This is a genomic window from Mycobacterium sp. 050128, from assembly GCF_036409155.1.
Classification (GTDB): Bacteria; Actinomycetota; Actinomycetes; order Mycobacteriales; family Mycobacteriaceae; genus Mycobacterium.
In genome coordinates this window covers 293,278-316,755 of record NZ_JAZGLW010000001.1, presented here as the reverse complement: position 1 = coordinate 316,755, position 23,478 = coordinate 293,278, and the positions used below count along the sequence as shown (strand labels likewise).

The 23,478-nt window shown below is 67.3% G+C and carries 16 protein-coding genes and 1 pseudogene; 11 read left to right on the top strand and 6 right to left on the bottom strand.

What is annotated here, in order from left to right:
- Nucleotides 1–38 precede the first annotated feature (38 nt).
- Nucleotides 39–1,223: a M20 family metallopeptidase gene (locus tag SKC41_RS01540; RefSeq protein ID WP_330976010.1), complete on the top strand. Its 1,185-nt coding sequence runs from the start codon at nucleotides 39–41 to the stop codon at nucleotides 1,221–1,223.
- Nucleotides 1,220–2,398 carry an amidohydrolase gene (locus SKC41_RS01535; protein WP_330976009.1) on the top strand — a complete coding sequence of 393 codons (1,179 nt, stop codon included), beginning with the start codon at nucleotides 1,220–1,222 and terminating at the stop codon, nucleotides 2,396–2,398. Before SKC41_RS01540 ends, SKC41_RS01535 begins: the two co-directional genes overlap by 4 nt.
- Here SKC41_RS01535 and SKC41_RS01530 read toward each other — a convergent pair.
- Nucleotides 2,395–2,961, bottom strand: coding sequence for a TetR/AcrR family transcriptional regulator (locus SKC41_RS01530; protein ID WP_330976008.1), 567 nt, complete (start codon nucleotides 2,959–2,961; stop codon nucleotides 2,395–2,397). The two genes, SKC41_RS01535 and SKC41_RS01530, sit on opposite strands and share 4 nt — an antisense overlap.
- 71 nt (nucleotides 2,962–3,032) lie before the next feature.
- On the opposite strand from SKC41_RS01530, the gene SKC41_RS01525 reads away from it, so the two are divergent.
- The 5 genes from SKC41_RS01525 to SKC41_RS01505 all read left to right on the top strand — a co-directional run bounded on the left by SKC41_RS01525 (nucleotide 3,033) and on the right by SKC41_RS01505 (nucleotide 7,139).
- Entirely contained in the window at nucleotides 3,033–4,451 is a 1,419-nt protein-coding gene (locus tag SKC41_RS01525; protein WP_330976007.1) for a PPE domain-containing protein, read from the top strand.
- Nucleotides 4,452–4,682: 231 nt separating this feature from the next.
- A complete protein-coding gene (locus SKC41_RS01520; RefSeq protein ID WP_330976006.1) occupies nucleotides 4,683–5,843 on the top strand; it encodes an EspA/EspE family type VII secretion system effector in 1,161 nt (386 codons plus the stop codon).
- A gap of 17 nt (nucleotides 5,844–5,860) precedes the next feature.
- Complete coding sequence (locus SKC41_RS01515) at nucleotides 5,861–6,175, top strand: ESX-1 secretion-associated protein (RefSeq protein ID WP_330976005.1); 315 nt, start codon at nucleotides 5,861–5,863, stop codon at nucleotides 6,173–6,175.
- 20 nt (nucleotides 6,176–6,195) lie between these two features.
- Complete coding sequence (locus tag SKC41_RS01510; RefSeq protein WP_330976004.1) at nucleotides 6,196–6,786, top strand: secretion protein EspD; 591 nt, start codon at nucleotides 6,196–6,198, stop codon at nucleotides 6,784–6,786.
- A gap of 8 nt (nucleotides 6,787–6,794) precedes the next feature.
- Nucleotides 6,795–7,139 carry a YbaB/EbfC family nucleoid-associated protein gene (locus tag SKC41_RS01505; protein ID WP_330976003.1) on the top strand — a complete coding sequence of 115 codons (345 nt, stop codon included), beginning with the start codon at nucleotides 6,795–6,797 and terminating at the stop codon, nucleotides 7,137–7,139.
- Between the two features lie 8 nt (nucleotides 7,140–7,147).
- On the opposite strand, the gene SKC41_RS01500 is transcribed toward SKC41_RS01505, so the two are convergent.
- The gene (locus tag SKC41_RS01500) at nucleotides 7,148–7,627 is read right to left on the bottom strand and encodes a gamma-glutamylcyclotransferase (RefSeq protein WP_330976002.1); all 480 of its coding nucleotides are present in this window, start codon (nucleotides 7,625–7,627) and stop codon (nucleotides 7,148–7,150) included.
- A 76-nt stretch (nucleotides 7,628–7,703) separates the two neighbouring features.
- Here SKC41_RS01500 and SKC41_RS01495 point away from each other — a divergent pair.
- The 3 genes and pseudogenes from SKC41_RS01495 to SKC41_RS01485 all read left to right on the top strand — a co-directional run bounded on the left by SKC41_RS01495 (nucleotide 7,704) and on the right by SKC41_RS01485 (nucleotide 11,838).
- Nucleotides 7,704–9,157: pseudogene (locus SKC41_RS01495) on the top strand (NAD(P)H-quinone dehydrogenase).
- Between the two features lie 84 nt (nucleotides 9,158–9,241).
- Nucleotides 9,242–10,948: a glycerol-3-phosphate dehydrogenase/oxidase gene (locus SKC41_RS01490; RefSeq protein WP_330978717.1), complete on the top strand. Its 1,707-nt coding sequence runs from the start codon at nucleotides 9,242–9,244 to the stop codon at nucleotides 10,946–10,948.
- Nucleotides 10,945–11,838: a pseudouridine synthase gene (locus SKC41_RS01485; protein WP_330976001.1), complete on the top strand. Its 894-nt coding sequence runs from the start codon at nucleotides 10,945–10,947 to the stop codon at nucleotides 11,836–11,838. The genes SKC41_RS01490 and SKC41_RS01485 overlap by 4 nt, the downstream gene beginning before the upstream one ends.
- Here SKC41_RS01485 and SKC41_RS01480 read toward each other — a convergent pair.
- Genes SKC41_RS01480 through SKC41_RS01470 form a run of 3 tightly spaced genes read right to left on the bottom strand, consistent with a single transcriptional unit; the run spans nucleotide 11,783 to nucleotide 19,499 of the window.
- Nucleotides 11,783–14,482: a cation-translocating P-type ATPase gene (locus SKC41_RS01480; protein ID WP_330976000.1), complete on the bottom strand. Its 2,700-nt coding sequence runs from the start codon at nucleotides 14,480–14,482 to the stop codon at nucleotides 11,783–11,785. The two genes, SKC41_RS01485 and SKC41_RS01480, sit on opposite strands and share 56 nt — an antisense overlap.
- A 6-nt stretch (nucleotides 14,483–14,488) precedes the next feature.
- Entirely contained in the window at nucleotides 14,489–15,109 is a 621-nt protein-coding gene (locus SKC41_RS01475) for a DUF5994 family protein (protein ID WP_330975999.1), read from the bottom strand.
- A complete protein-coding gene (locus SKC41_RS01470; RefSeq protein ID WP_330978716.1) occupies nucleotides 15,096–19,499 on the bottom strand; it encodes a cation-translocating P-type ATPase in 4,404 nt (1,467 codons plus the stop codon). The genes SKC41_RS01475 and SKC41_RS01470 overlap by 14 nt, the downstream gene beginning before the upstream one ends.
- Before the next feature lie 367 nt (nucleotides 19,500–19,866).
- Between SKC41_RS01470 and SKC41_RS01465 the strand changes: the two genes are divergently transcribed.
- Nucleotides 19,867–22,761, top strand: coding sequence for an arylsulfatase (locus tag SKC41_RS01465; RefSeq protein ID WP_330975998.1), 2,895 nt, complete (start codon nucleotides 19,867–19,869; stop codon nucleotides 22,759–22,761).
- A 302-nt stretch (nucleotides 22,762–23,063) separates the two neighbouring features.
- Here SKC41_RS01465 and SKC41_RS01460 read toward each other — a convergent pair whose 3' ends face one another.
- Nucleotides 23,064–23,447, bottom strand: coding sequence for a DUF732 domain-containing protein (locus tag SKC41_RS01460; protein WP_330975997.1), 384 nt, complete (start codon nucleotides 23,445–23,447; stop codon nucleotides 23,064–23,066).
- Nucleotides 23,448–23,478: the final 31 nt, after the last annotated feature.

Genomic DNA, 23,478 nt, shown 5'->3' with positions numbered 1-23,478 from the left:
CCGTCAGCCGCGGCGTCGTTCGATGAGATACTGCGATGATGCCCACCAACACCGCATTGGACAGCGTCGAGAACGCGGTGCGGCGTCGTGGCGTCGATCTTGTCGAGCTATCGCACGCAATCCACGCCGAGCCCGAGCTGGCCTTCGCCGAGCACCGTAGCTGCGCCAAAACGCAGGCCCTGGTCGCGGAGCGGGGTTTCGAGGTCACCGGCGCCCCCGGCGGTTTGGACACCGCCTTCCGCGCCGACTTCGGCAGCGGACCGTTGGTTATCGGGGTCTGCGCCGAGTACGACGCCCTGCCCGAGATCGGACATGCCTGCGGCCACAACATCATCGCGGCCTCGGCGGTCGGAACGGCACTGGCGCTGGCCGAGGTGGCCGACGAACTCGGCCTGACCGTGGCCCTGGTCGGCACTCCCGCAGAGGAGGCCGGCGGGGGCAAGGCGCTGCTGCTGGAGGCCGGCACCTTCGACGACGTCGCGGCGGCGGTGATGCTGCACCCCGGGCCGACCGATATCGCCGCCGCCCGTTCGCTGGCCTTGTCCGAAGTGACCGTCGACTACCGGGGCAAGGAATCGCACGCCGCTGTGGCCCCACATCTGGGCGTCAACGCCGCCGACGCCGTCACCGTCGCGCAGGTCGCGATCGGCGTGCTGCGCCAGCAGCTGGCGCCCGGGCAGCTGGTGCATGGGATCGTCACCATCGGCGGGCAGGCGGTCAACGTCATCCCCGGCCACGCTGCATTGCAGTACGCGATGCGGGCGGTCGAACTGGACTCGTTGACAGAGCTGGAGGGCAGGATGTTTGCGTGCTTTGCCGCAGGCGCCCTGGCCACCGGCTGCGAATACGAAATCAGCACGCCGTCACCGGCTTACGCCGAGCTCAAGCCCGACCGATGGCTGGCCGAGATTTGCCGGGAAGAGATGCGCCGACTCGGACGGGAGCCGGTGTCGCCCGAATTCGAGATGGCGCTGCCGATGGGCAGCACCGACATGGGCAACGTCACGCAGGTGCTGCCGGGCATCCACCCGGTGATCGGTGTCGACGCCGGTGGCGCGACAGTGCATCAGCGCGCATTCGCCGCGGCCGCCGCCGGCCCGAGCGCCGACCGCGCCGTGGTCGAGGGCGCGGTGATGCTGGCGCGCACGATTGTCCACCTCGCCCAGGACAGCGCCGAGCGTGACCGGGTGCTGGCCGGGGTCCAACGTCGGGCGGCCACATGAGCCTGGTCGACGACGCCGAATCCTGGCTGGCCGCGCACTACGACGACATGGTCGAGTGGCGCCGGCACATCCACCGCTATCCGGAGCTGGGCCGGCAGGAGTACGCCACCACGCAGTTCGTCGCCGAGCGGTTGGCCGATGCGGGTCTGAACCCGAAGGTGCTCCCCGGCGGTACCGGGCTGACGTGTGATTTCGGGCCCGAACACGAGCCCAGGATCGCGCTGCGGGCCGACATGGATGCACTGCCGATGGCCGAGCGGACCGGGGCGCCGTACGCCTCGACGATGCCGAACGTCGCGCACGCCTGTGGGCACGACGCGCACACCGCGATCCTGCTGGGCACCGCGCTGGTGCTGGCGTCGGTGCCCGAACTGCCGGTCGGGGTGCGGTTGATCTTTCAGGCCGCCGAGGAACTGATGCCCGGCGGCGCCATCGACGCGATCGCTGCCGGAGCGCTGACCGGGGTGTCGCGGATCTTCGCGTTGCATTGCGATCCCCGCCTCGAGGTCGGCAAGGTCGCGGTCCGCCAGGGCCCGATCACCTCGGCCGCCGACCACATCCACATCACGCTGTATTCGCCGGGCGGGCACACCTCACGGCCACACCTGACCGCCGACCTGGTTTACGGCCTCGGCACGCTGATCACCGGGGTCCCCGGCGTCCTGTCGCGGCGCCTCGACCCCCGCAACGGCACCGTCCTGGTGTGGGGCGCGGTCAACGCCGGGGTGGCCGCCAACGCCATTCCGCAGAGCGGCCAGCTGTCCGGCACCGTGCGCACCGCCAGCCGGCACACCTGGCTCGAGCTGGAGGAGATCATCCGGCAGGCCGTGGATGCGCTGCTGGCGCCGCTGGACATCGAACACACGATGCAATACCGGCGCGGCGTGCCTCCGGTGGTCAACGAGGAGGTCTCGACGCGCATCCTCACCCACGCGATCGAGGGTGTGGGCCCCGACGCGCTGGCCGACACCCGGCAGTCCGGCGGCGGCGAGGACTTCTCCTGGTATCTGGAGGAGATTCCCGGCGCGATGGCGCGACTGGGTGTGTGGCCGGGCGAGGGCCCGCAACTGGACCTGCACCAGCCGAATTTCGATCTCGACGAGCGCGCGCTCGGGGTCGGACTGCGAGTGATGGTCAACATCATCGAGCAGTCGGCCCTTTCCCCCGGGGATTAGTGCGGGACGGTCAGCCGTCCCATCTCCACGTAGATCGAGTCGCGCAACGTGTTGGCGGGCAAATCCTGCAGGCCGAACGCCGACCGGATGAAGGATTCGAACAGCTGCCAGCCCAGCAGCAAGGCGACGGCGTGCGCGGTGGCCAGCCGGGCCGCGTCGTCGTTGTCGTGTAGGGGTCGTACCTCGTCGAGCAGACGATCGGCGGCCGGAAAGCTCGTCTGTAGCTGAGCCACCGGATAGCCGTCGAGTAGCGCCTGGCTGAGGATGCGCAGCTGGCGGGTGCCGGCGGTAGCGATCTCCGGCAACTCCGCGCCGGCATCGATCAGCTTGCTCAGCGCTGCGGCCTCATGGTTGAGCACCGCACCCACCAGCTGTTCTTTATTGCCGAAGTGCCGGAACACGAGGCCGTGGTTGACCCGCGCCCGGGCCGCGATATCGCGGATGGATGCGGCCGCCGGTCCGCGTTCGGCGAACAGGTCCGCGGCGCTTTCGAGGATCGCGGCGACGACCTCATCACGTCCCGTCGGTACCTCACCTGCTGGGCTTGCACTCGGTGTAGTCACGTGTCTACACTACCATCAACCGCACTGTAGACACCTGACTACAGTGCTCCGGATCCGAGGAGTTGGTCCCCATGACGTCGACGCTCACGGTCGACTACGACGAATTGATGCAGCGCGCCGACGAGGTGGAGGCCCCAGTGCCGGGGCTGCCCACCGAAAACGCCCAGGCACCGTGCCTACTTCGAATGGCGATCTCGGCGACCGAGCAGATCGGGTTGTCCGCCGACAACATGCGCACCTTCCTGCGCACGGGCATCGAACGGGAATGGCCGAAACTGGCCGACACCATCAGGCAAGTGGCCAAGGCCTACGAGGAGGTCGACGAGAACGCCGCGACCGCACTGGACAACGAAACGTCCGTGTCGGCGGCGTCGTACAACTTCGCGGCCCAAGACCTGGACCAGGTGGTCCTCACCACCACGCAGGCGGCGCAGAGCTTCCCCCCGGAATACCAGGACCTGAAAGAGCGAGCATGGGAGATCGAGCAGACCGACCGGGGCGCCTCGCTGGACAACTTTGCCGCGGCGTGGACCGCTTACCAGAGAACGCTGCTGGAAACGGTCGACCGATTCCGCCCGTTCGACACATATGACGGCGACGCGGCTTATGCGCTCGAGCAAGAAATGGAACAGCAGCGGCAATGGGTATACCAAATGGCCGACCTATGCCAGACAATGATTGCCCAGGCCCAAGCTCTCGCATCGACCCAGCGCTGGGCGCTGTCGGAGCATATTTTGGACGACTACAAGCTGATCACGTACAGCTATCTCGTCGAATTCGAAGCAATGTATGAAAAGTACCCGGAATACCGGAATGACTATATGCAGTATTACATCAAATGGCAGGAAAAATCGGATGAGGTGATGGAGGAATATCAGAACAAGTCGGCTATGCCTTTGTCGCCGGTAAATCCGGCGACTCCGCCCTACGTTCGCGCGCCGGGTGACTCCGGCGGCGGCGGTGGGCTGCCGTCGGGCAACCCGTCCGGCAACAAGCCCACCGACGCGTTGCCGACCGACCCGGGTGCCGGGCACGGTGGGGCCGGAGCGGCGGCGGCAAACGCGGCCGACACCCCCACCGACGAGACGCCGACCGATCCTCCGGCGTACCCGGGGGTAGTCCCGCCGTTGTCGGCCGGGCCGGGAGTCAAACCGGCATCGGTGAGCGGCGGCGGGATGCCGACGATGCCGCTACAGCCCCCGATTCAGCCCGACGGGGTGCCGCGGCCCACCGGGGCGGCCCCTCCCGCGGGTCTGTTCGGTATGGGCGCCGGCGGACGCGGTGCGATGGGCGGCGGTGGCCCTGGCGGTGGCATGCCGATGGGCGGTCACGGCGGTCAAAACCAGAACGAGAAGAAGGGCAAACGCGTCCAGCAGGAGGACGAAGCCCTCTACACCGAGGACCGGCAATGGACCGCACCGGTCATCGGAAACCGTCGGCGCAACGACCTTCCCGACGGCGGGGAAGCCCCCATGCCCGCCGCCAGCTGAATTGACCACGGACGAAATATGAATCTCGCCGTTAATTAATACCTGACAAGCATCGAGGAGAATCACGGATGAACAGAATTCGTGCCCGCCGCATCGGCACAGTGAAGTGCGTGCGCTGCGCGGCCAAAACCGCTGGTGTAGAACAAAATTCGCGCACCATGATGGATCGTTACGCTGCTAGGATCATCAACTACCAATATGCGATACCGGCGATATTAGGAGTGTGCGCTCATGCCTGAAATATCGGATTGGGCAAAAGGTCCCTTTGCATTTCTCGGTTCTGTTCCAGCTTTCACCCAAGGCGATTACGAAAAAGGTGCTCAGGGGTTAGTCAACTCCGGCGGATTCCTCGCGTTTGCGGCCAAAAGGTACCGAGGTGACAAGGAGACCCAGGAGGCCTTCAAAGCAGAAACGAAGGTGCTCTGGTACGGGATCCTCTACATCATGTCCCTGCAGATGCTTTACATGAAGGCCACCGATACCGGAAAGGAATTCAAGACCGCGAAGGGTGACTTCGAGGCGGCCGGGCAATCGCTCGATGCCGCCACCGCCGAGGACTGGGGCGGATGGACCGGCGATGGGTCGGACAACTACAACACGCAGAATGACCTGCAAAAGACCCGGGCCGCGACGATGTCCGGACTTGATGCCGATGTTTACGACATCTTGGCGAAGGAGACTAAAGAGGTCAAAAGGGCCGTCCTGAATCTCGGGTGGGAACAGACGGGCCTCACCTGCATGATCCCCATCTGCTCGATGGTCTATAAAACGAATCCAGCACTTTCGTTGAAAACGCAAGTGACTGCGGTAATGTGCGCCGTTTTGGCCAGCATCTCCATCGTCAAGGGCACGGCCGATGATTCGTCGGATAATGCCGGCAAGTTGCACGAACTCCGGGAGACATATCGTTCAGAAGGCGCCGGGGCAGCGGCCTCGCTCGCCGACCTGACCTCAACCAGCAAGAGTGCGGCGGAGGTAGGACCGACGACGAAGTCCACCGTGGACCAGTTCGAAACACTCAGCACGGCCGCTTCCTTTGCCGCTCCGGCGGCGACCCCGTGGGCCGCTGCGGCGGCGAGCCCGTCGGCTGCTTCGTTTGCCACTCCGGCGGCGACTCCCTCGGCCGCTCGCGTCGAAAACATCGGCGGTGGTGTGACGGCGAGCGCCCCGACCACCTCCCGCGGGTCGTACCCGGTTGCCGGAGTCAGCCAGGCGGCGAGTCCGGCATCCACAGGGGCCGGAGTAGCTAGTCAAGTCACGTCGACGGCCAAGCCGGCGGTGCCCGCCAAGGAGCACGGCGCGGCCGGGGGCGACGAGGGGGCCGAGCGGGCGCCCGTCGACGTCGCTGCCGATGGCATCCAACCAGCGCCCAGCCCGGTCGGGCGAGTTTAGAAAAAGGAGATTAAGCGATGACGGATTTAAGCGTTACACCAAATTATCTCGAGGACCTGGCGAAGCAGCAGGACCGGGCCTCCGGAGAGATCGCGGACGCGACACAGGACGTCGCGGGGACCTCGGACAAATTGTGGTACGACCACGGGGTCCTGTGTGGGTACACAGCGCAAGCGCTGAAAGCGCTCCTCAGGGACCGCAAATATACGGGCGACACGATGAAATCGGTGTCCGAGGCGCTGGCGGCGAATTTGCGTCAGGCGGCCGCCAATTATTCCGCCACCGACGAAGAAACCGGTAACGCTCTCGGTCAACAAGTGCTGCACGGCTGATGAGAAGGGACGACGAGATTATGAAAGACAGTTTCGCAGCGCTGGATTTCGGCGACGAGCCCGGCCACGAGTCAGGTCACGACAGGAGCGCCGCGCTGGACTTCGGCGACGAGCCCGGCTACCAGACCAGCGACGAGTGGGCCTTTGACGGCGTGCCCGCCGACGAGCCGGCCGAGCCCGCCGTGAGCGGGATCGAGCCGCGTGCCACCGACACGCTGCCCGCGGACACCGGCGATACCGCGGACACCGTCGCCGAGGAGGACGAGTTCTCCTGGGAGCGGACCACGGTGACCAACCCGCCCGAGACCGTGTCGGTGACCGCGCTGATGGACGGCAAGACGCTGAGGATCGACCTGGCGGCCGACGCCGCGGGCATGACCGAGTCGGAGCTCGCGGCGGAGATCCTCGTCATCGCGGACGTGGCCAGTCAGAAGGCATCGTCGGTGTTGCACACCTTGTTGCTCGGCAGCATGCAGGCGCAAGGGCTAGAGGACGACGGCGCCCTGGCCGAACTCCTGGGAGCGCGCTTCCTGGGTTTGACCTCGGCGACACGGGCAGCCGAGACGCAGGCAGAAGTGTTCACCACCCGCTACCAACTTTCCGCACCGTAAGGACACCCATGAGCACCGAGAACGCGCAGTTGGACGAGGTGTTGCGGCACGCGCAGCATATTCAGTCCGCGATGGACGAGCAGCTGCACCAGCTCAACACCAGATCATTCCAGGGGCTAGATGAGGCCAAGACCGTCGCCGCCACCGTCGACGGACGCCAACGGCTTACCGACCTGCACATCCAGGACGGGCTGTTGCGGCTGGGCCCGCAAGTGGTTGCGCAGCGCGTCAACGAGGCGATGGTGAACGCTCAGGCGGCCGCGACCGCGGCGGACGAGGCCGAGCAGCAGCGGTTCTTTGAGTTGATGGACGACGCTGCCGGCTCTCTCAAGGGCATTCTGGGCTTCGCCTAGGGGGTTCGCTAGGCGGAAGTTCCGGGGCCGATGTTGCGGGCCGGGCGGGTGCGCAGATCGTGCACGTATTCCATTGGCGCGCCGGCGATTTCGGCGGCATCGGCCATCACGCCCAGGTACCGTGCCGACGGCAGCCCGCCCTCCCAGGCGTCGAGCACGTAGAGCCACGCCAGCACGGGATCGGTGTCGGTGTCCGACGAAGTGCGTTCGACCCGGCATCTGATCTTTTTGTGGATGCCGAACTCGGAGCCCTCCCACCGGTCCAGGCTCATCTCGTCGGCCGGCGTCATGTCGTACAGCACCACGAACACCTTGGAATCGGGGTCCTCGACGACGCTGGCCAGCGCGCCTTCCCAGCCGATGTCTTCGCCGCCGAAGGTCAGCCGCCACCCGTGCAACCAGCCCGTTCCGGCCATCGGGGAATGGGGTGCACGCTGCTGCATCTGCTCGGGATGCATGTTCGATCCGTAGGCGGCGTAGAGCGGCACGGGTGAAAGCTTAAACGGCGGACGCTCACGCGGTGTTCATCCGGCGGTTCCGAAGGTCCTTGGATAGGTTAGGGCTGTGGTGACCCGCATCGTGATCCTCGGTGGAGGCCCGGCCGGTTACGAAGCCGCCCTGGTGGCCGCCACCTTGAATTCAGAGCACCCCGATACCACCGACGTCACCGTCATCGACTCCGAAGGGATCGGCGGGGCGGCCGTGCTGGACGACTGCGTGCCGTCCAAGGCGTTCATCGCGTCGACCTGGCTGCGCACCGAACTGCGCCGCGCGCCCCGCTTGGGCTTCGACATCGACATCGACGACGCCAAGATCTCGCTGCGGCGCATCCACAAACGGGTCAAGGCGCTGGCCGCCGAGCAGTCCGCCGACATCACCGCCGATCTGGTCAGTAAGGGCGTGCGGTTGGTCGCCGGCCGCGGCGAACTGTGCGACTCGACCCTGGGCCTGGCCCGGCATCGCGTCAAGGCAACCCATTCCGTTGAGGGGCCCGACGGCCCCGTCGTCACCGAGCACGACGCCGACGTCGTCCTGATCGCCACCGGCGCCAGCCCGCGGGTGCTGCCGTCGGCCCAACCCGACGGCGAACGGATCCTGACCTGGCGCCAGCTCTACGACCTGGAGGCGCTGCCCGAGCACCTGATCGTGGTGGGCTCCGGCGTCACCGGCGCCGAGTTCGTGCACGCCTACACCGAACTCGGCGTGCCGGTGACCGTGGCGGCCAGCCGGGACCGGGTGCTGCCCTACGAGGACGCCGACGCCGCGCTGGTCCTCGAGGAGGCGTTCGCCGAACGCGGCGTCGACCTGATCAAGAACGCCCGCGCGGAATCCGTCGTCCGCACCGAGACCGGGGTCCTGGTCACCATGACGGATGGCCGGACCGTCGAGGGCAGCCATGCGCTGATGACGATCGGGTCGGTGCCCAATACCAGCGGCCTCGGTCTGGAGCGCGTCGGCATCGAGCTGGGCCGCGGCGACTATTTGAAGGTGGACCGGGTGTCGCGGACGTCCGTGCCCGGCATCTACGCCGCCGGCGACTGCACCGGCCTGCTGCTGCTGGCCTCGGTGGCCGCCATGCAAGGCCGGATCGCGATGTATCACGCGCTGGGCGAGGGCGTCAGCCCGATCCGGTTGCGCACGGTGGCCTCGACGGTGTTCACCCGCCCCGAGATCGCGGCGGTGGGCGTGCCGCAAACGATGATCGACGACGGCTCGGTGCCGGCTCGCACGATCATGCTGCCGCTGCGGACCAACGCGCGGGCCAAGATGTCCGGCCTGCAGCAGGGCTTCGTGAAGCTGTTCTGCCGGCAGGCCACCGGCGTGGTCATCGGCGGCGTGGTGGTGGCGCCGATCGCCTCCGAGCTGATCCTGCCGATCGCCGTGGCCGTGCAGAACCGCATCACCGTCAACGAGCTGGCGCAGACGCTGGCCGTCTACCCGTCGTTGTCCGGGTCGATCACCGAGGCCGCCCGCCGGCTGATGGCACACGACGATCTGGACTGACGACAGGCCTGTGAGCGCCCGACGAACTAGCCTTGGTGGAGCACCCGCTACTGACGAGTAACCGACAGGAGTCCGTTCCCGTGAGTGACCTGTTGTCCATGTTGGGCCCGCCGCAACGCGCCCAGGCCTGGGAGCGACTCGGCACCGAGCAGTTCGACGTCGTCGTCATCGGCGGCGGGGTGGTGGGCTGCGGGTGCGCGCTGGACGCCGCCACCCGCGGGCTCAAGGTGGCGCTGGTCGAGGCCCGCGACGTGGCCTCGGGGACCTCGAGCCGCTCGTCGAAGATGTTCCACGGCGGGCTGCGCTACCTCGAACAGCTGGAGTTCGGCCTGGTGCGCGAGGCGCTCCATGAGCGCGAGCTGTCGCTGACCCGGCTGGCGCCGCATCTGGTCAAGCCGTTGCCGTTCCTGTTCCCGCTGACCCATCGCTGGTGGGAGCGTCCCTACATCGCGGCGGGCATCTTCCTCTACGACAGCCTGGGCGGTGCGAAATCCGTTCCCGCGCAAAAGCATTTGACCCGTGCCGGCGCGCTGCGGCTGAGCCCGGGGCTCAAGCGCAGCTCGTTGATCGGCGGGATCCGCTACTACGACACCGTCGTCGACGACGCCCGGCACACGATGACGGTCGCGCGCACCGCCGCGCATTACGGCGCGGTCGTGCGGTGCTCCACCCAGGCCGTCGCGTTGTTGCGCGAGGGCGACCGGGTGATCGGGGTGCGGGTGCGCGACTCCGAAGACGGCTCGATGACCGAGGTGCGCGGGCATGTCGTGGTCAACGCGACCGGGGTGTGGACCGACGAAATCCAGGCCCTGTCCAAGCAGCGCGGGCGATTTCAGGTGCGCGCGTCCAAGGGCGTGCACGTCGTGGTGCCGCGGGACCGGATCGTCAGCGATGCCGCAATCATCCTGCGCACCGAGAAGTCGGTGATGTTCATCATCCCGTGGGGCAGCCACTGGATCATCGGCACCACCGACACCGACTGGAATCTCGACCTGGCCCACCCGGCGGCCACCAAGGCCGATATCGACTACATCCTGGGCACCGTCAACACCGTGCTGGCCACGCCGCTGTCGCATGCCGACATCGACGGGGTGTACGCGGGACTGCGGCCGCTGCTGGCCGGGGAGAGCGAGGAAACCTCCAAGCTGTCCCGCGAGCACGCCGTCGCGGTGCCCGCGCCCGGCCTGGTCGCCATCGCCGGCGGCAAGTACACCACCTACCGGGTGATGGCCGCCGACGCGATCGATGCCGCATCGCAGTTCGTTCCGGCCCGGGTGGCGCCGTCGATCACCGAGAAGGTGAGCCTGCTGGGTGCCGACGGCTATTTCGCCCTGATCAACCAGGTGGAGCATGTCGGCGAACTCGTCGGCCTGCACCCGTACCGGGTGCGTCATCTGCTGGACCGCTACGGCTCGCTGATGGACGACGTGCTGGCGCTGGCCGCCGATCGTCCCGAACTGTTGACCCCGATCAAGGACGCGCCGGGCTACCTCAAGGTGGAAGCGCTGTATGCCGTCGCCGCCGAGGGGGCCCTGCATCTCGAGGACATCCTGGCCCGCCGGATGCGGATCTCCATCGAATACCCGCACCGCGGCGTCGACTGCGCCCGCGAGGTCGCCGAGCTGGTGGCTCCCGTGCTGGGGTGGAGCGCCTCCGACGTCAATCGTGAGGTCGCGAACTACACCGCGCGGGTGGAGGCCGAGATCCTGTCGCAGGCCCAGCCCGATGACGTGTCGGCCGACGAGCTGCGGGCCAGCGCGCCCGAAGCGCGCGCCGAGATTCTCGAGCCGGTTCCTTTGACGTGAGGCCCGCCCCGCTTCCGGTGCGCGACGGATTGGGGCCCGCGCGGGTACGGCTGCACGGCGGGGCGGTGCTGGCCGAGCTGACCACGCGGTTCGGCGAGCAGGCCCGGGCCAAGGTCCTGGCCGGTGAGGTCGTCGACGCCGACGGCGCGGTGATCGACGAGGCCACCGTGTTGCCCGCCGGCGCCAGCGTCTACCTGTACCGCGATCTGCCGGACGAGGTGCCGGTTCCTTTTGACATCCCGGTGCTCCATCGCGACGACGACATCGTGGTCGTCGACAAGCCGCACTTTCTGGCCACCATGCCCCGCGGCAGCCACGTCGCGCAGACCGCGCTGGTGCGGCTGCGCAAGGAGCTGGGACTGCCCGAGCTCACCCCCGCTCACCGGCTCGACCGGCTGACGGCAGGGGTGCTGTTGTTCACCACTCGGCGCGAGGTGCGCGGTGCCTACCAGATGCTGTTCGCCCGCGGCGAGGTGCGCAAGACCTACCTGGCCGGCGCTGCGGTCGATCCGGAGCTGGCGTTTCCGCGTCTGGTTAGAAGCCGAATTATCAAGCGCCGCAGTCACTTACAAGCCATCTGTGAGCCAGGCGAGCCCAACGCGGAAACGTTGGTGGAGCTCTTTTCGCCGGATGGCCTATACCGGCTGACGCCGCGCACCGGGCGCACCCATCAGCTGCGGGTGCAGATGGCGTCGCTGGGGTTGCCGATCGTCGGAGATCCGTTGTATCCCAAAGTGATCGACGTGCCCGCCGACGATTTCAGCACTCCGCTGCGGTTGCTGGCGCAGCGCATCGAGTTCGACGATCCATTCACCGGCTCGCGCCGCATATTCGTCAGCCGCCGGACAATTGAGATCGGCTCCGGCGGCGGTCACGACGACGCAGGATGACCTTGCGGATCTCGCTGACCCACAGCACCGTGCTGGACATGGCTACGCACACCAGCCACTGGCCCGGGGACAGCGGCTCGGTGGTGAAGGCCGTATTCAGCAGCGGCAGCTGCACCACAGCCACCTGTAGTAAGGCCGAGAAGGCAATCGCCGCCCACAGCCAGCCGTTGGCGAACAGGCCACGGAACACGGTTTGCGTCTCCGAGCGGGCATTGAGGGTGTTGAACAGCTGGCTGAGCACCAGCACGGTGAAGCCGGCGGTGCGGGCCGTGTCCACCGACGACGGCATTGGACCGCCCGGGACATAGAGGTGGATCGTCAGCAGTGTCGCGGCCGCGACCGCCGCGCCGATCACGACGATGTTGTTCCACATCCGCCCGTCGATGACCCGATCGGACGCCGCCCGGGGCGGCCGGCTCATCAAGTCCTCGGTTTGCGGGTCCGCGCCCAAGGCCAGGGCCGGAGCGCCGTCGGTGAGCAGGTTGATCCACAGAATCTGGGTGGCCAGCAGCGGTAGCGCCACGGTGTGCGCCTGCGACAGGCCGATCGCGCCGGCGAGCACCACCCCGAAAAACACGGTCAGGACTTCCCCCATGTTGGAGGACAACAGGTAGCGCAGGGACTTCTTGATGTTGGAGAAGATGCCGCGGCCCTCGCGGATGGCCCGCACGATCGTCGCGAAGTTGTCGTCGGCGAGAATCATGTTCGCCGCTTCTCTGGCGACTTCAGTGCCGGTGCGGCCCATGGCGATCCCGATGTCTGCCGATTTCAGGGCCGGTGCATCGTTGGTCCCCTCGCCGGTCACGGCCACGATCTCGTGGTCGGCCTGCAGGGCGCCGATGATGCGCAATTTGTCGGCGGGACCCAGCTGCGTGTATTGCGAGTGCCGGCGCACCGTTTGCCGGAGCTGATCATCGTCCTGGACGGCGATCTCGGCGCCGGATACCGCCGACTCGTTGTCTTCGATTCCGAGTTCGCGCGCGATTCGCGCCGCCGCTCGGGGTTGGTCGCCCGTGATCATCACGACCCGGACCCCGGCTCGGTGGGCGTCGGCGATGGCCGTCGCGGCTCCCGGCCGAGGGGGATCGGTAATGCCGACCATCCCGACATACGCCAGTGGCTGGCCGGGCTGGTCAGCTGCTACCGGATAGGCCACCGCGACCGCGTGCAGCGCGTCGCGGGTGAGCCGCTCGGCACCGCAACGGATGGTCGCCTTCGTCGAGTCGTCGAGCGGTACCAGTCGCTCGCCGATCCGCAAATGCGTGCAGCGGTCCAGCACGGCACCGGGCTCACCCTTGATCACGCCCGTCGAGGTGCGGTGTGTCGCCGGCCGGGTGCCGAGCTTCGTCTGCGCAACCAGGAAGGCCGCCTCGATGGGATCACCCTCGGCAATCCACTGACCGTCCTGTTCTCGCAGCGAGGCAGTTACGCCCGCAGCGTCGTCGCCGAGCACCAGTGCGGTTTGGCGCCAAAGGTTCTCGCCTTCCCGAAGCGGGATCCCGTCGTGCTCGAACCTGCCTTCCGGCCGGTATCCCGCACCCGTGACGCTCACCTCCCCGATCGGGGTGAGGACGCGCACGACCGTCATCTCCCCGGTCGTGAGGGTGCCGGTCTTGCCAGAGCAGACCACCGAGGCAGATCCCAGCGTCTCCGCCGACGAGAGTTGTTTGACGACGGCGTTTTCGTCGGCCATCCGCCGCGTTCCCAGCGCAAGCACGACCGACATGATGGCGGGCAGCCCCTCCGGCACGGCGGCCACCGCCAGCGAGACGCCGAGCAGCACCGCGGTGACCACATCATGGGCGCTGTGGACGCCGAAGACGACAAAAATGCTCGCGATCACCACGACGCCGAGCACCAACACCGCGGTCCCGAGAACGCGGCTGGCGCGGTCGATCTCACGCTGCAAGGGCGTCGCGTTGTCGTCGACGGCGCGCACCAGGCCGGCAATCTGACCCGTCTGGGTGGCCATCCCCGTAGCGGTCACCACCCCCCGCCCGGCACCCTTGGCGACCGCCGTGCCCTTGAACACCATGCCGGCTTTTTCGCCCAGCGCCGTCGGCTCGGCCAGGGTCCGCGGATCTTTACGGGCCGGCTCACTTTCCCCGGTCAACGCGCTCTCCAGCACCTCCAGCCCGTCCGCCGACAGCAGCCTGGCATCGGCGGCCACGGCGTCGCCCTCCGTCAACAGCAGCACGTCACCGGGCACCACTTCGCTTGCGGCAACCCTGCATTCGATCCCGTCGCGAACGACGGTCGCGGTGGTTGCCGTCATCCGCGCCAAGGCATCGACCGCGTGCTCGGCGTGGGCCTCCTGTCCGTAACCCAGGGCGGCGTTGAGCACCAGAATGACGCCGATCACCAACGCATCGACCGGCCATTCGGCGGCCCCCTCGACGGCCCAGACCGCAAGGGAGGCAAGGAGTGCGGCCAGTAGCAGGTAAATCAGCGGACTGCGGAACTGGCTGATGATCTTTTTCCACCTCGCCAGCGGCGGGACACGCGCGATGTCGTTCGGTCCCACCGCGACGAGTCGGTGAGCGGCCTCGCGCGCGGTCAGGCCAACTTCGGAATCCGTTTGGAGCCGTTGGACGACGACCGCCGGATCCAGCAGCGCGGGATCAGGCTCGACCAGGGCAAACACTGGTCATCAGCCGCTCGCCGAGGCGGCTGACGAGGTCTTGCGGCGGGACTCGATGATGCGGTTACGCACGATGTGTTCGACGAGGATCGGAACAAAGGTCTGGACCGGCGCAGTGACGAATTGTTTCGCGGCCTCCTCACACCAGTCCTTGATCTGGGCCGTGCGCCGATCGTCATCAATCCCCTCGTGACGGGCCAGCTTGTCTGCGACCTCGGCTACGGATCGCGCAACCGTTGAAAGACTGGCCGGTGCGGCGTCGGCGGGTACTTGCGTCTCCGCCAACGCTTCTCGAGCAACCTCTTCGTCGGCGTCCGGGCGGATAACGTGCAATGTGAGGTGACGGCCGTCTTCGCCGATCAGGATGACACTGGTCGGCTCGTTACTGGTGAAGCCCAGCAATTCGATTGTGTGCCCGGCGATCTCGGCCAGGGGCGGCGTTTCGTCCCAACCGTTACGGCGGTAACCCACCATCACGACCTGTCCCAGTCGGTCGGACACCGACGTCACCAAGTCGGGCAACTCGTCGACCAAATTCTGCGACCGCGGCCACCAAGCTCCGTCGAGATGCTCCGACAAGGCTCGGTAAGGCTTGAGCTGCAATCGTGAATTACGGTTACCGGCAACCACTTTCGACTCCTTGGGTTGGTCGGGCCAACTCGTCGCCCGAGATTTGTCGTTGGATTACGTCAGAAGCCCGCCGCAGCGGGCCGGGAGCGATAGCAGGCAGTGCACTGGCCACCGCGGCCCCGAGCAAGGCCTGACCCCAGGCCAACGGGTCTACCGGGGTGCAGCCGAACAGCTGGCTGAGTCCCGGAGTGCTGACCACCACCGCCAGGACTGCGAGCGAACCGACCGACGTCAACACCACCATCGGTGCGTGGGAGTCGATCAGAGTCTGGGCAAGTTGCGTGCTGACCAGCGCGATCAGCCCGACGGTCGCGGCGCGCTGCGGCATGCCGGTCACGCTGGCCATCGTCCAGGCCAGCGTGGCGCCGATCGTGGTGGCGGCACCACGAATCCCGATCGCACGCCACATCGCGGCCTCGTCGCGGTCCTCGTCGGCCGGGCCCGATTGCGGGCTGACGGCCAGCGCGGCGGCCGGAAGAGCGTCCGTCAGCATGTTGACCAGCAGCATTTGCCGGGCGTTGAGCACCGACCGCCCGGTCAACAGGGCGGTAATCGTTGCGAAGCACGCTTCGCCGAGGTTGCCGCCCAACAACATCGACACCGCGGAGTGCACCCGCTGCCACAACTGCCGGCCTTCGTCGAGCGCATCGAGCAGCGCCTCGATCCGTTCGTCGAGCAGCACCACGTCGGCCGCGCTGCGCGCCGCATCGCTGCCGCGCGCCGCCACCCCGATGCCCACGCTCGCCGCCCGGATCGCGGCGGCGTCGTTGACACCGTCGCCGACCATCGCCGTGACGAGGCCCGCCCGCTCGAGGGTCTGGACCACGTCGATCTTGTCCTCCGGCGTCATCCGTGCGAACACCACACAGGATGTGACGGTCTCGGCCCGCTGGTCGGCGGACAGTGCTTCCCAGTCGCTGCCGGTGATCACCTGATCGGCGTTCACATCGATGCCCAGCTCTTGGGCGATCGCCATCGCGGTGCAGGGATGATCGCCGGTGATCAGCCGGACCGCGATATCGCGCTCGGAAAGGCTCTGCAACAGCGCGCGGGCCGTCGGCCGCGGAGTGTCTGCCAAGCCGATCAGACCGACCGGGATGAGGTCGGACGTGCACACGCTTTCCAGATAGCCGGGGTTGGCCGCGGCGGCCGCTGCCTGGTGCGGGGTGAGGTCGCGCTCGGCAACCGCCAGCACCCGAAGACCATTGGCCGCCATCTCGTCGACCTGCCGTGCCAACGGCTGGTCGTCGTGCCGTAACGCCGCCGAGAGCGCCTCGGGTGAGCCCTTGACGGTCAGTCGAGTGCCCACCAGCGCGGCGGCGAACGGCCGGCCGGATGACTGGAACGGCAGGAACGCGTCACGGCTGCGCCGCGGTTGTGGTGGCAACCCGTCACCTCGCAGATCCGGGTCGTCGGCGGCTTGGGTGATGGCGTCGTCGGTGGCGTGGTCGACGCGGTGGGTGTGCCTGGCGTAGCTGGTGCTCACCGCCGCGTCGAGGACCTGCGCCGGGGTGTAACCGGCCATCGGGTGCACTGATTTGACCTTCAGCCGGTTCTCGCTGAGCGTTCCGGTCTTGTCGAAGCAGACCACGTTCAACCGGGCCAGCGCTTCGATCGAGTGCGGATTGCGGATCAGGACCGATCGGCCGCTGAGCCGGCGGGCCGCGGACAGTTGCGCCAGTGTGGCTACCAACGGCAGCCCCTCCGGAATGGCCGCAACGACCAAGGTAACCGCACTGGACACCGCGTCGCGCAACAGTGTTCCGCGCATGAGGCTGATCAGGCCCACCAGCCCGCCGCTGGCCAGGCTGAACGGCAACGCTCGGCCGGTGATGTGGCGCAACTGCCGCTGCAGGCCGACCTCTTGCAACTTCCGCGGGGCCATTGCCAACGCTCGGCGCATCTCCGAGCGTGAGCTCGCCGCGGTTACCACGGCCACCGCCGTGCCCGCGACAATCGTGGTGCCGGCATAGATCATGCAGGTGCGCTCGGCGAGCGGGGCGCCCGGTGTGGGCTCGGTCTGCTTGGCCACCGGCAGTGATTCGCCGGTCAGGGTGGATTCGTCGACTTCGACATTGATCGCGTGCAGCAGCCGGGCGTCCGCGGGGACCACCTCGTCGGCACGGACTTCGATGACGTCGCCGAGCCGCAGCCGCCTGGTAGCAACGTTCTCGTGGCGCTGCTCCTCCACCGGCCCGACATGTCGGCGTGCGGGCGGATCCTGCACCGCCAGCAGGCGATCCAGCGTGCGTTCGGCATACAGCTGCTGCTCGGCCGACAACGCTGCGTTGGACAACAGGACACTACCCACCAGGACCGCATCCAACGGGGAGCCGAGCAGCGCGCTGGCCAGCGCACCGGTGGCCAGCAGCGGAGTGATCGGGTCCGACAGGTCGCCGCGCATCTCGCCGACGAAATCACGGAGCAGGCCCCACGACGGCGCGGTGGCATCGTGCAGCGCACGAACCGCCGGCCGCTGCGACCACCACGTCGGTGCTTCGATCGCGCGTTGGTCGGTCGGGCGGGGCAACAGCCGCTGCACCTCCGTCACGGGCAGCGCGTGCCATTCGTGGCTGGTCTCCGGTTCGGGCAGCGGATCGCGAAACGCCTTGGCGGCCGCCCGGTATCCGATCCACAGGCTGGTGGCCATGCCGATGTTGACCGATGTCGAACTGCGGCCGGGCACACCGGGAATCAACATCAGGGCGCCGAGCGCCGAAGCCGAGGCGGACAGCCGGACCGCACCCTCGGTGGCGGAGCGGGCGGCGGGCAGTGCGTGCAGCACCCGCCAGACGCCGGTCAGGTCGTCCACGATCACGTCGGCACCCCAGGGCGGAGGCCGTCGGTCGCGGAGCACGCCGATCGTGATGTCGGACCGGTGCGCGGCCCGCATCTCCGCGGTAGTCAGCAACGCGACGGTGGCGCCGCCGGCCTTCAGTTCGGCCACCGCCGCTGCCACCGCGTGGTCGATCGTGCCGTCGGTGGGATACAGTTGGTCGAATCCCCTTGCCAGAGAACGCAACCCGTCGTCATCGAGCGAGAAGATCCGCGGCTGCGACCGCCGCGCTTCGGTCAGCACCGCCGCAGCGAACGGATCGCGAACCGGGCTGATGAGCGCCTCGCCGATACTGCCGGCTCCGGGGATGTCGGCCAGGTCGTGCCATCCCGGCCTCAGGCCGTCGTTTTCGAGTGCGGCCCGCACCGCTTCCCATGCGTGGGAACGTACCGAATTCTCCACGCCCAGAATGCGACTGACCATCAGATCGTCGGTGTAGAGCGCTCGCGGGTCGATCATGATCGCGTCAATCCGATCGAGCGACCGCAGCACGCGAGGGTGCAGCACCAGCGCGTCATGGTGGACGTTGAGGCCGCTGCTCATCGCACAGGCGAACGCCTCACGCACGGTGCGCAACGGCTTCGGGACGGTAGTCAGCGCGGCGGCACCGGCCGTGTCGAGATTCCGTGACAGCACGCCGACCACGGCGCCGGCACCGATGCCGGCCAGGCCGATGCGGTTGGCGTAGCGTTCCGCGGGGCCGTCGAGCGAGGGGGGCCGGACCCGCGGCGCCAACGCCGCATCGTCCGGAATCGGTTGGCAGCCCAGCGTGGATTCATGCCGGGACCACGCCAGCCGACAGGTCCACGCCTCCGCCGCCAGCAAAGCGTTGGTAGCGGCCTCGGCGGCCGCCGCCGTCGGCGACACCGTCAGCGCGGCAGTAGCGGCGTTGACCAAACCGAACAGCACATCGGTTCCCTCCGGACCGAGGCGTTGTTCCACCTCTCGACGCACCCGCGGCAGGTGATCGGCCAGCGTCGGCGCCACGGCTATCAAGTCGGGCATTCTGGGCAGGCGGAGCAGGCTGCCGGTCAGTGAAAGACCAAGGCCCACAGTGGCGGCCGCAACCGCTACCATCCGTGCTGCCAGTAGCGCATCGTCGCCCGGCAGGGAGGCCGGGCGGTGTCGTGCGACGCCGATTCGGTGGCGCGATTCGGCGTTCTCGACGATCCGGCACAGTTCGGTCAGTGCGGGCGCATCGGCGGCTTCGGTGTCCAGGGTGACCACGACCCGTGCCAGGGCGCGGTTGAGGAAGGCCGTGCGAACGCCTTGCGTCGCGCGGACCGCGGCCAGTACGTCGGTGGCGATGGCGCAAGCGTGTTCGCCGCCGAGACCACGCACCTCGATCCAGCACCGCGGCCCGCTGCGGCTGGAGCGGCGTGCCGCAGCGCCGCCCAGCGCCTCGATCACCACGCCCGCTGTCGCGCGTGCCAGCGACGAAACATCCGGCGCGGCAAGGGTTAACGACTTGCTTATTCTCGCTGCCACGCCGGCGCCGGCGAGGGCCGTGTGGGTAGCCCCGGCCGCAGCGACCACCCCTGCGCTAAGGGCCATTTGCGTGCCGCCGACGGTAGCCCGCAACGGGCCGGCCACCAGGGCCAAGCCTGGTAAACCACGGGGCGTGATCACGTCGTTAGACTATGCGGCGCCGGCCGGTATCAGAGGAGGCGTAAGGCCCCCCTTCGGGGGCTTTCGTCCCTTGCAAGAGGCTCGCGAATCAGGCGAACATCGTTATCGAGCCACTCACGCTTTCCGTTCTCCTGCGCGACAACTCGCGTTCAGGGAGGTTTCACCGATGCCTACCGCCGGTGATCTTCGCGCTGCTGGTGTAGCGGACTGAGGATGAGATATCCGCCTATTGACGCCGTGAATTCGGTGGCAATCAACCGCTGCGAAGCTCTTCGGCGTCTATAAGTTGGTTATGAGTGAAGAACACGCGCTGGTCATCGTTGCCGGCTATCAGGGCCTCGATGCTGCCCGCCACGACTTTCAAACCCTAACCAAGGACAAGAGCCTGCAGCTGCGCGACGCAGTGCTGGTCGGCAAGGACGCCGAGGGCGATCGCGTGTTCGTCGACAGCGGCAATCGCCTCGGCCGTCGCGGCGCCAAGTGGGGGGCCGGCGCGGGCCTGGCTGCGGGCCTGTTCTCGCCGGCGTCGGTGGTCACGGCGGCAGCCGGCGCCGCGGCCGGCGCCCTGGCGGGCACCTTCTTGAACCAGAAGGTCAAGGGCGGGCTGTCCGACAAGATCGGCGAGCAGATGGCGGCCGACAGTGCCGTGATCGTTGTCCTGGCGCCCGCCGACTCCCGGCTTGCCGTCCAGCAGGCGCTGGCCGGATCGCCGATGAAATCGGTCGCGGAGCTCGCTCACTCGACATTGCGCGGCTTCGGCGCGGCGTTACAGGAGGCGATGGGCAAGTTCAACCCGGACCGTACCCGGCTGCCGATACCGCAGCGCGGCTTCGGCGGCACCGTGGGCCGCACCGTGGCGGAGTCGGTGGGGGACTGGACGATCGTGCCCGGCGCCGCCGCACCCGAGGGAGCGCCGAACGTGCTGATCGTGCTGATCGACGACGCCGGCTTCGGCGGGCCGGACACCTTCGGTGGCGCTATCCGCACCCCGACACTATCCCGGCTGGCGCGCAACGGGTTGGCCTACAACCGCTTTCACGTCACCGCGGTGTGCTCTCCGACCCGCGCGGCGCTGCTGACCGGTCGCAACCATCATCGCGTCGGCTTCGGATCGGTGTGCGAGTTTCCGGGTCCTTACCCGGGTTACTCGACGGCCAAGCCGCGCAGTTGCGCCGCGCTGCCCCGGATTCTGCGCGACAACGGCTATGTCACAGGCGCTTTCGGCAAGTGGCATCTGACTCCGGACAACGTGCAGGGCGCGGCGGGTCCGTTCGACAACTGGCCGCTCGGTTGGGGGTTCGACCACTTCTGGGGATTCCCGTCGGGAGCCGCGGGCCAGTACGACCCGATCATCAGCCAGGACAATTCCGTGCTCGGCATACCGCAGGGCCACGACGGTAAGCCGTACTACTTCCCCGACGATCTCACCGACAAGGCCGTCCAGTGGCTGCACACCGTGCGGGCGGCCAACGCCACCAAGCCGTGGATGATGTACTACGCGACCGGCGCCACCCACGCGCCGCACCACGTGTTCGCCGAGTGGGCCGACAAATATCGGGGCCAGTTCGACGAGGGCTGGGATATCTACCGGCAGAAGACATTCGAACGGCAGAAGCAGCTCGGGATCATTCCGCCCGACGCCGAACTCACCGAGCGGCCCGATCTGTTTCCGGCGTGGGACAGCCTGTCGGAGACCCAGCGCAGACTCTATGCCCGGCAGATGGAGGTGTTCGCCGGGTTCTCGGAAAACGCTGACTGGAATGTCGGTCGCCTGCTGGACGCGATCGACGATCTCGGCGAGTCCGACAACACGCTGGTCTTCTACATCTGGGGCGACAACGGCGCCAGCATGGAGGGCACCAACACCGGTTCGTTTAACGAGATGACGTTCATCAACGGCCTGGATCTCACCGCCGAGCAGCAGTTGCAGCTCATCGAGCAATACGGCGGGATCGAAGCGCTGGGCGACGAGCACACCGCACCGCATTTCGCGAGCGCCTGGGCGCACGCCAACAACACCCCGTATCAGTGGGGCAAACAGATGGGCAGCCACCTGGGCGGCACCCGCGATCCGATGGTGGTGGCCTGGCCCAGCCGGATCCGGCCCGACGCGCAAGTACGTGACCAGTTCACGCACTGCATCGACATCGCGCCAACTGTGTTGGAGGCCATCGGTTTACCGGAGCCGAGCAGTGTCGACGGATTCGAGCAGGAGCCGATGGACGGAACCAGCTTCATCCACACCTTCGACGATCCGGCGGCGCAAGAGCGTCACACCGTGCAGTACTTCGAGAACTTCGGCAGCCGCGCGCTGTACAAGGACGGCTGGTGGGCGTGCGCACGGCTGGACAAGGCGCCCTGGGACCTGTCGCCACAGACCATGCAGCGGTTCGCTCCCGGCAATTACAACCCCGACGACGACGTGTGGGAGCTGTACTACCTGCCCGACGACTTCGCTCAGGCCAACGACCTGGCCGCCGAGCATCCCGATAAACTTGCAGAGCTGCAACAACTTTGGTGGCAGGAAGCCGAAAACAACCGGGTGCTGCCGCTTCTCGGCGGGCTGGCGGTGATGTTCGGTGATCTGCCCCCGCTACCCACCACCGCCCGATTCAGCTTCTCCGGCGGCGTGCAGAACATTCAGCGCGGCATGGTGCCGCGCATCTTCGGGCGCTCCTATGCGATCGAGGCGCGGCTGCACATCCCCGACGCGGGGGCCCAAGGTGTGTTGGTCGCCAATGCCGATTTCATGGGCGGGTACGCGTTGTGGGTGGACGAGGAACGCAAGCTGCACCATACGTATTCGTTCCTCGGCGTCGAAACCTATCGGCAGGTATCGACCGAGGCACTGCCCGTCGGCGATCTCACCGTGCGGATGCTGTTCGAATCCGCCCAGCCCGTCGTCGGTTCGGGCGGACGCGTGACGCTATGGGCCGACGATCGGTTGATCGGCGAGGGCGAACTGCCTCAAACGGTGAGCCTGGCCTTCACGTCGTACGCCGGGATGGACATCGGCCGCGACAACGGGTTGGTCGTCGACCGTGAATACGAGGACAGGGCTCCCTACGCGTTCACCGGAACCGTCAAAGAGGTCGTTTTCGACCTGATGCCGGTTCCGGTGAACGCCGAGCAGGCGCTGCACGAGCACGCCGCTGTCCAAGCTGTCGGACAGGGAGCGGCCGGCTAGCCGTTATCGCCAGGTAGCACGCGGGTCAAGGCGTCGTGAATACCCTGGTTAATGCGATCCGCGGCCAGTGGGCTGGCGAATGGGGGCGGTGCCCCGCAGGTACAGGAAAATTGGTTGAACACCACGTCCGCGTTGGCAGGTGCGGCCAGTCCAACCGTGGCACCCAGAACGATCGCACCACCGATTATTATCTTCGTGATCATTTTTAGTCCTCCGTTTGTTCACCTTTTGTTAAAGTGTACGCACGGACGGAGGCGCAACGGCGTCGGCTCGCCGTTTTGTGGTGGTTTGAGGCCGTTCCGTTAGGTCGACGGAGGCGGCGGCGGAGGTGCGGGCTCCGGCGGCGGCTTGTACTGCGGGCAGTAGGCGCGGATGGCCGCGCCAACGAAGTAGCCGGCGTCGTAGTCGGGCAGGCTGCTGCTGTTCATCACGTCGATGACGACTTCGTTGGGCGTCATCCCCTGTGCGAGGTACTCGCAGACCTTCCGCGCTGCCGCGATGGCAGCGGGGACGGACTCGTGGGTGATGCCGTCGGAAATCAGCAGCTGGATGAATTTGTCATCGTTCGCGTCGGCGTGGGCGGCAGGGGCCAAGCCTGCGCCAAGCACGCCAAGCGACACGGCCATCGCAACTACAAGTCGGGTACCCGACGGAATCTTCGCCGGGCCGGGCTTGGCAATTTTCACGTTTCCCATCATCGCTCAAATCGCGATCGTT

Bases quoted from the DNA above. Each gene is read 5' to 3' on its own strand.
- SKC41_RS01540 (WP_330976010.1), top strand. From the start codon at position 39: ATGCCCACCAACACCGCATTGGACAGCGTCGAGAACGCGGTGCGGCGT.
- SKC41_RS01535 (WP_330976009.1), top strand. From the start codon at position 1,220: ATGAGCCTGGTCGACGACGCCGAATCCTGGCTGGCCGCGCACTACGAC.
- SKC41_RS01525 (WP_330976007.1), top strand. From the start codon at position 3,033: ATGACGTCGACGCTCACGGTCGACTACGACGAATTGATGCAGCGCGCC.
- SKC41_RS01520 (WP_330976006.1), top strand. From the start codon at position 4,683: ATGCCTGAAATATCGGATTGGGCAAAAGGTCCCTTTGCATTTCTCGGT.
- SKC41_RS01515 (WP_330976005.1), top strand. From the start codon at position 5,861: ATGACGGATTTAAGCGTTACACCAAATTATCTCGAGGACCTGGCGAAG.
- SKC41_RS01510 (WP_330976004.1), top strand. From the start codon at position 6,196: ATGAAAGACAGTTTCGCAGCGCTGGATTTCGGCGACGAGCCCGGCCAC.
- SKC41_RS01505 (WP_330976003.1), top strand. From the start codon at position 6,795: ATGAGCACCGAGAACGCGCAGTTGGACGAGGTGTTGCGGCACGCGCAG.
- SKC41_RS01490 (WP_330978717.1), top strand. From the start codon at position 9,242: ATGTTGGGCCCGCCGCAACGCGCCCAGGCCTGGGAGCGACTCGGCACC.
- SKC41_RS01470 (WP_330978716.1), bottom strand. From the start codon at position 19,499: ATGGCCCTTAGCGCAGGGGTGGTCGCTGCGGCCGGGGCTACCCACACG.
- SKC41_RS01465 (WP_330975998.1), top strand. From the start codon at position 19,867: ATGAGTGAAGAACACGCGCTGGTCATCGTTGCCGGCTATCAGGGCCTC.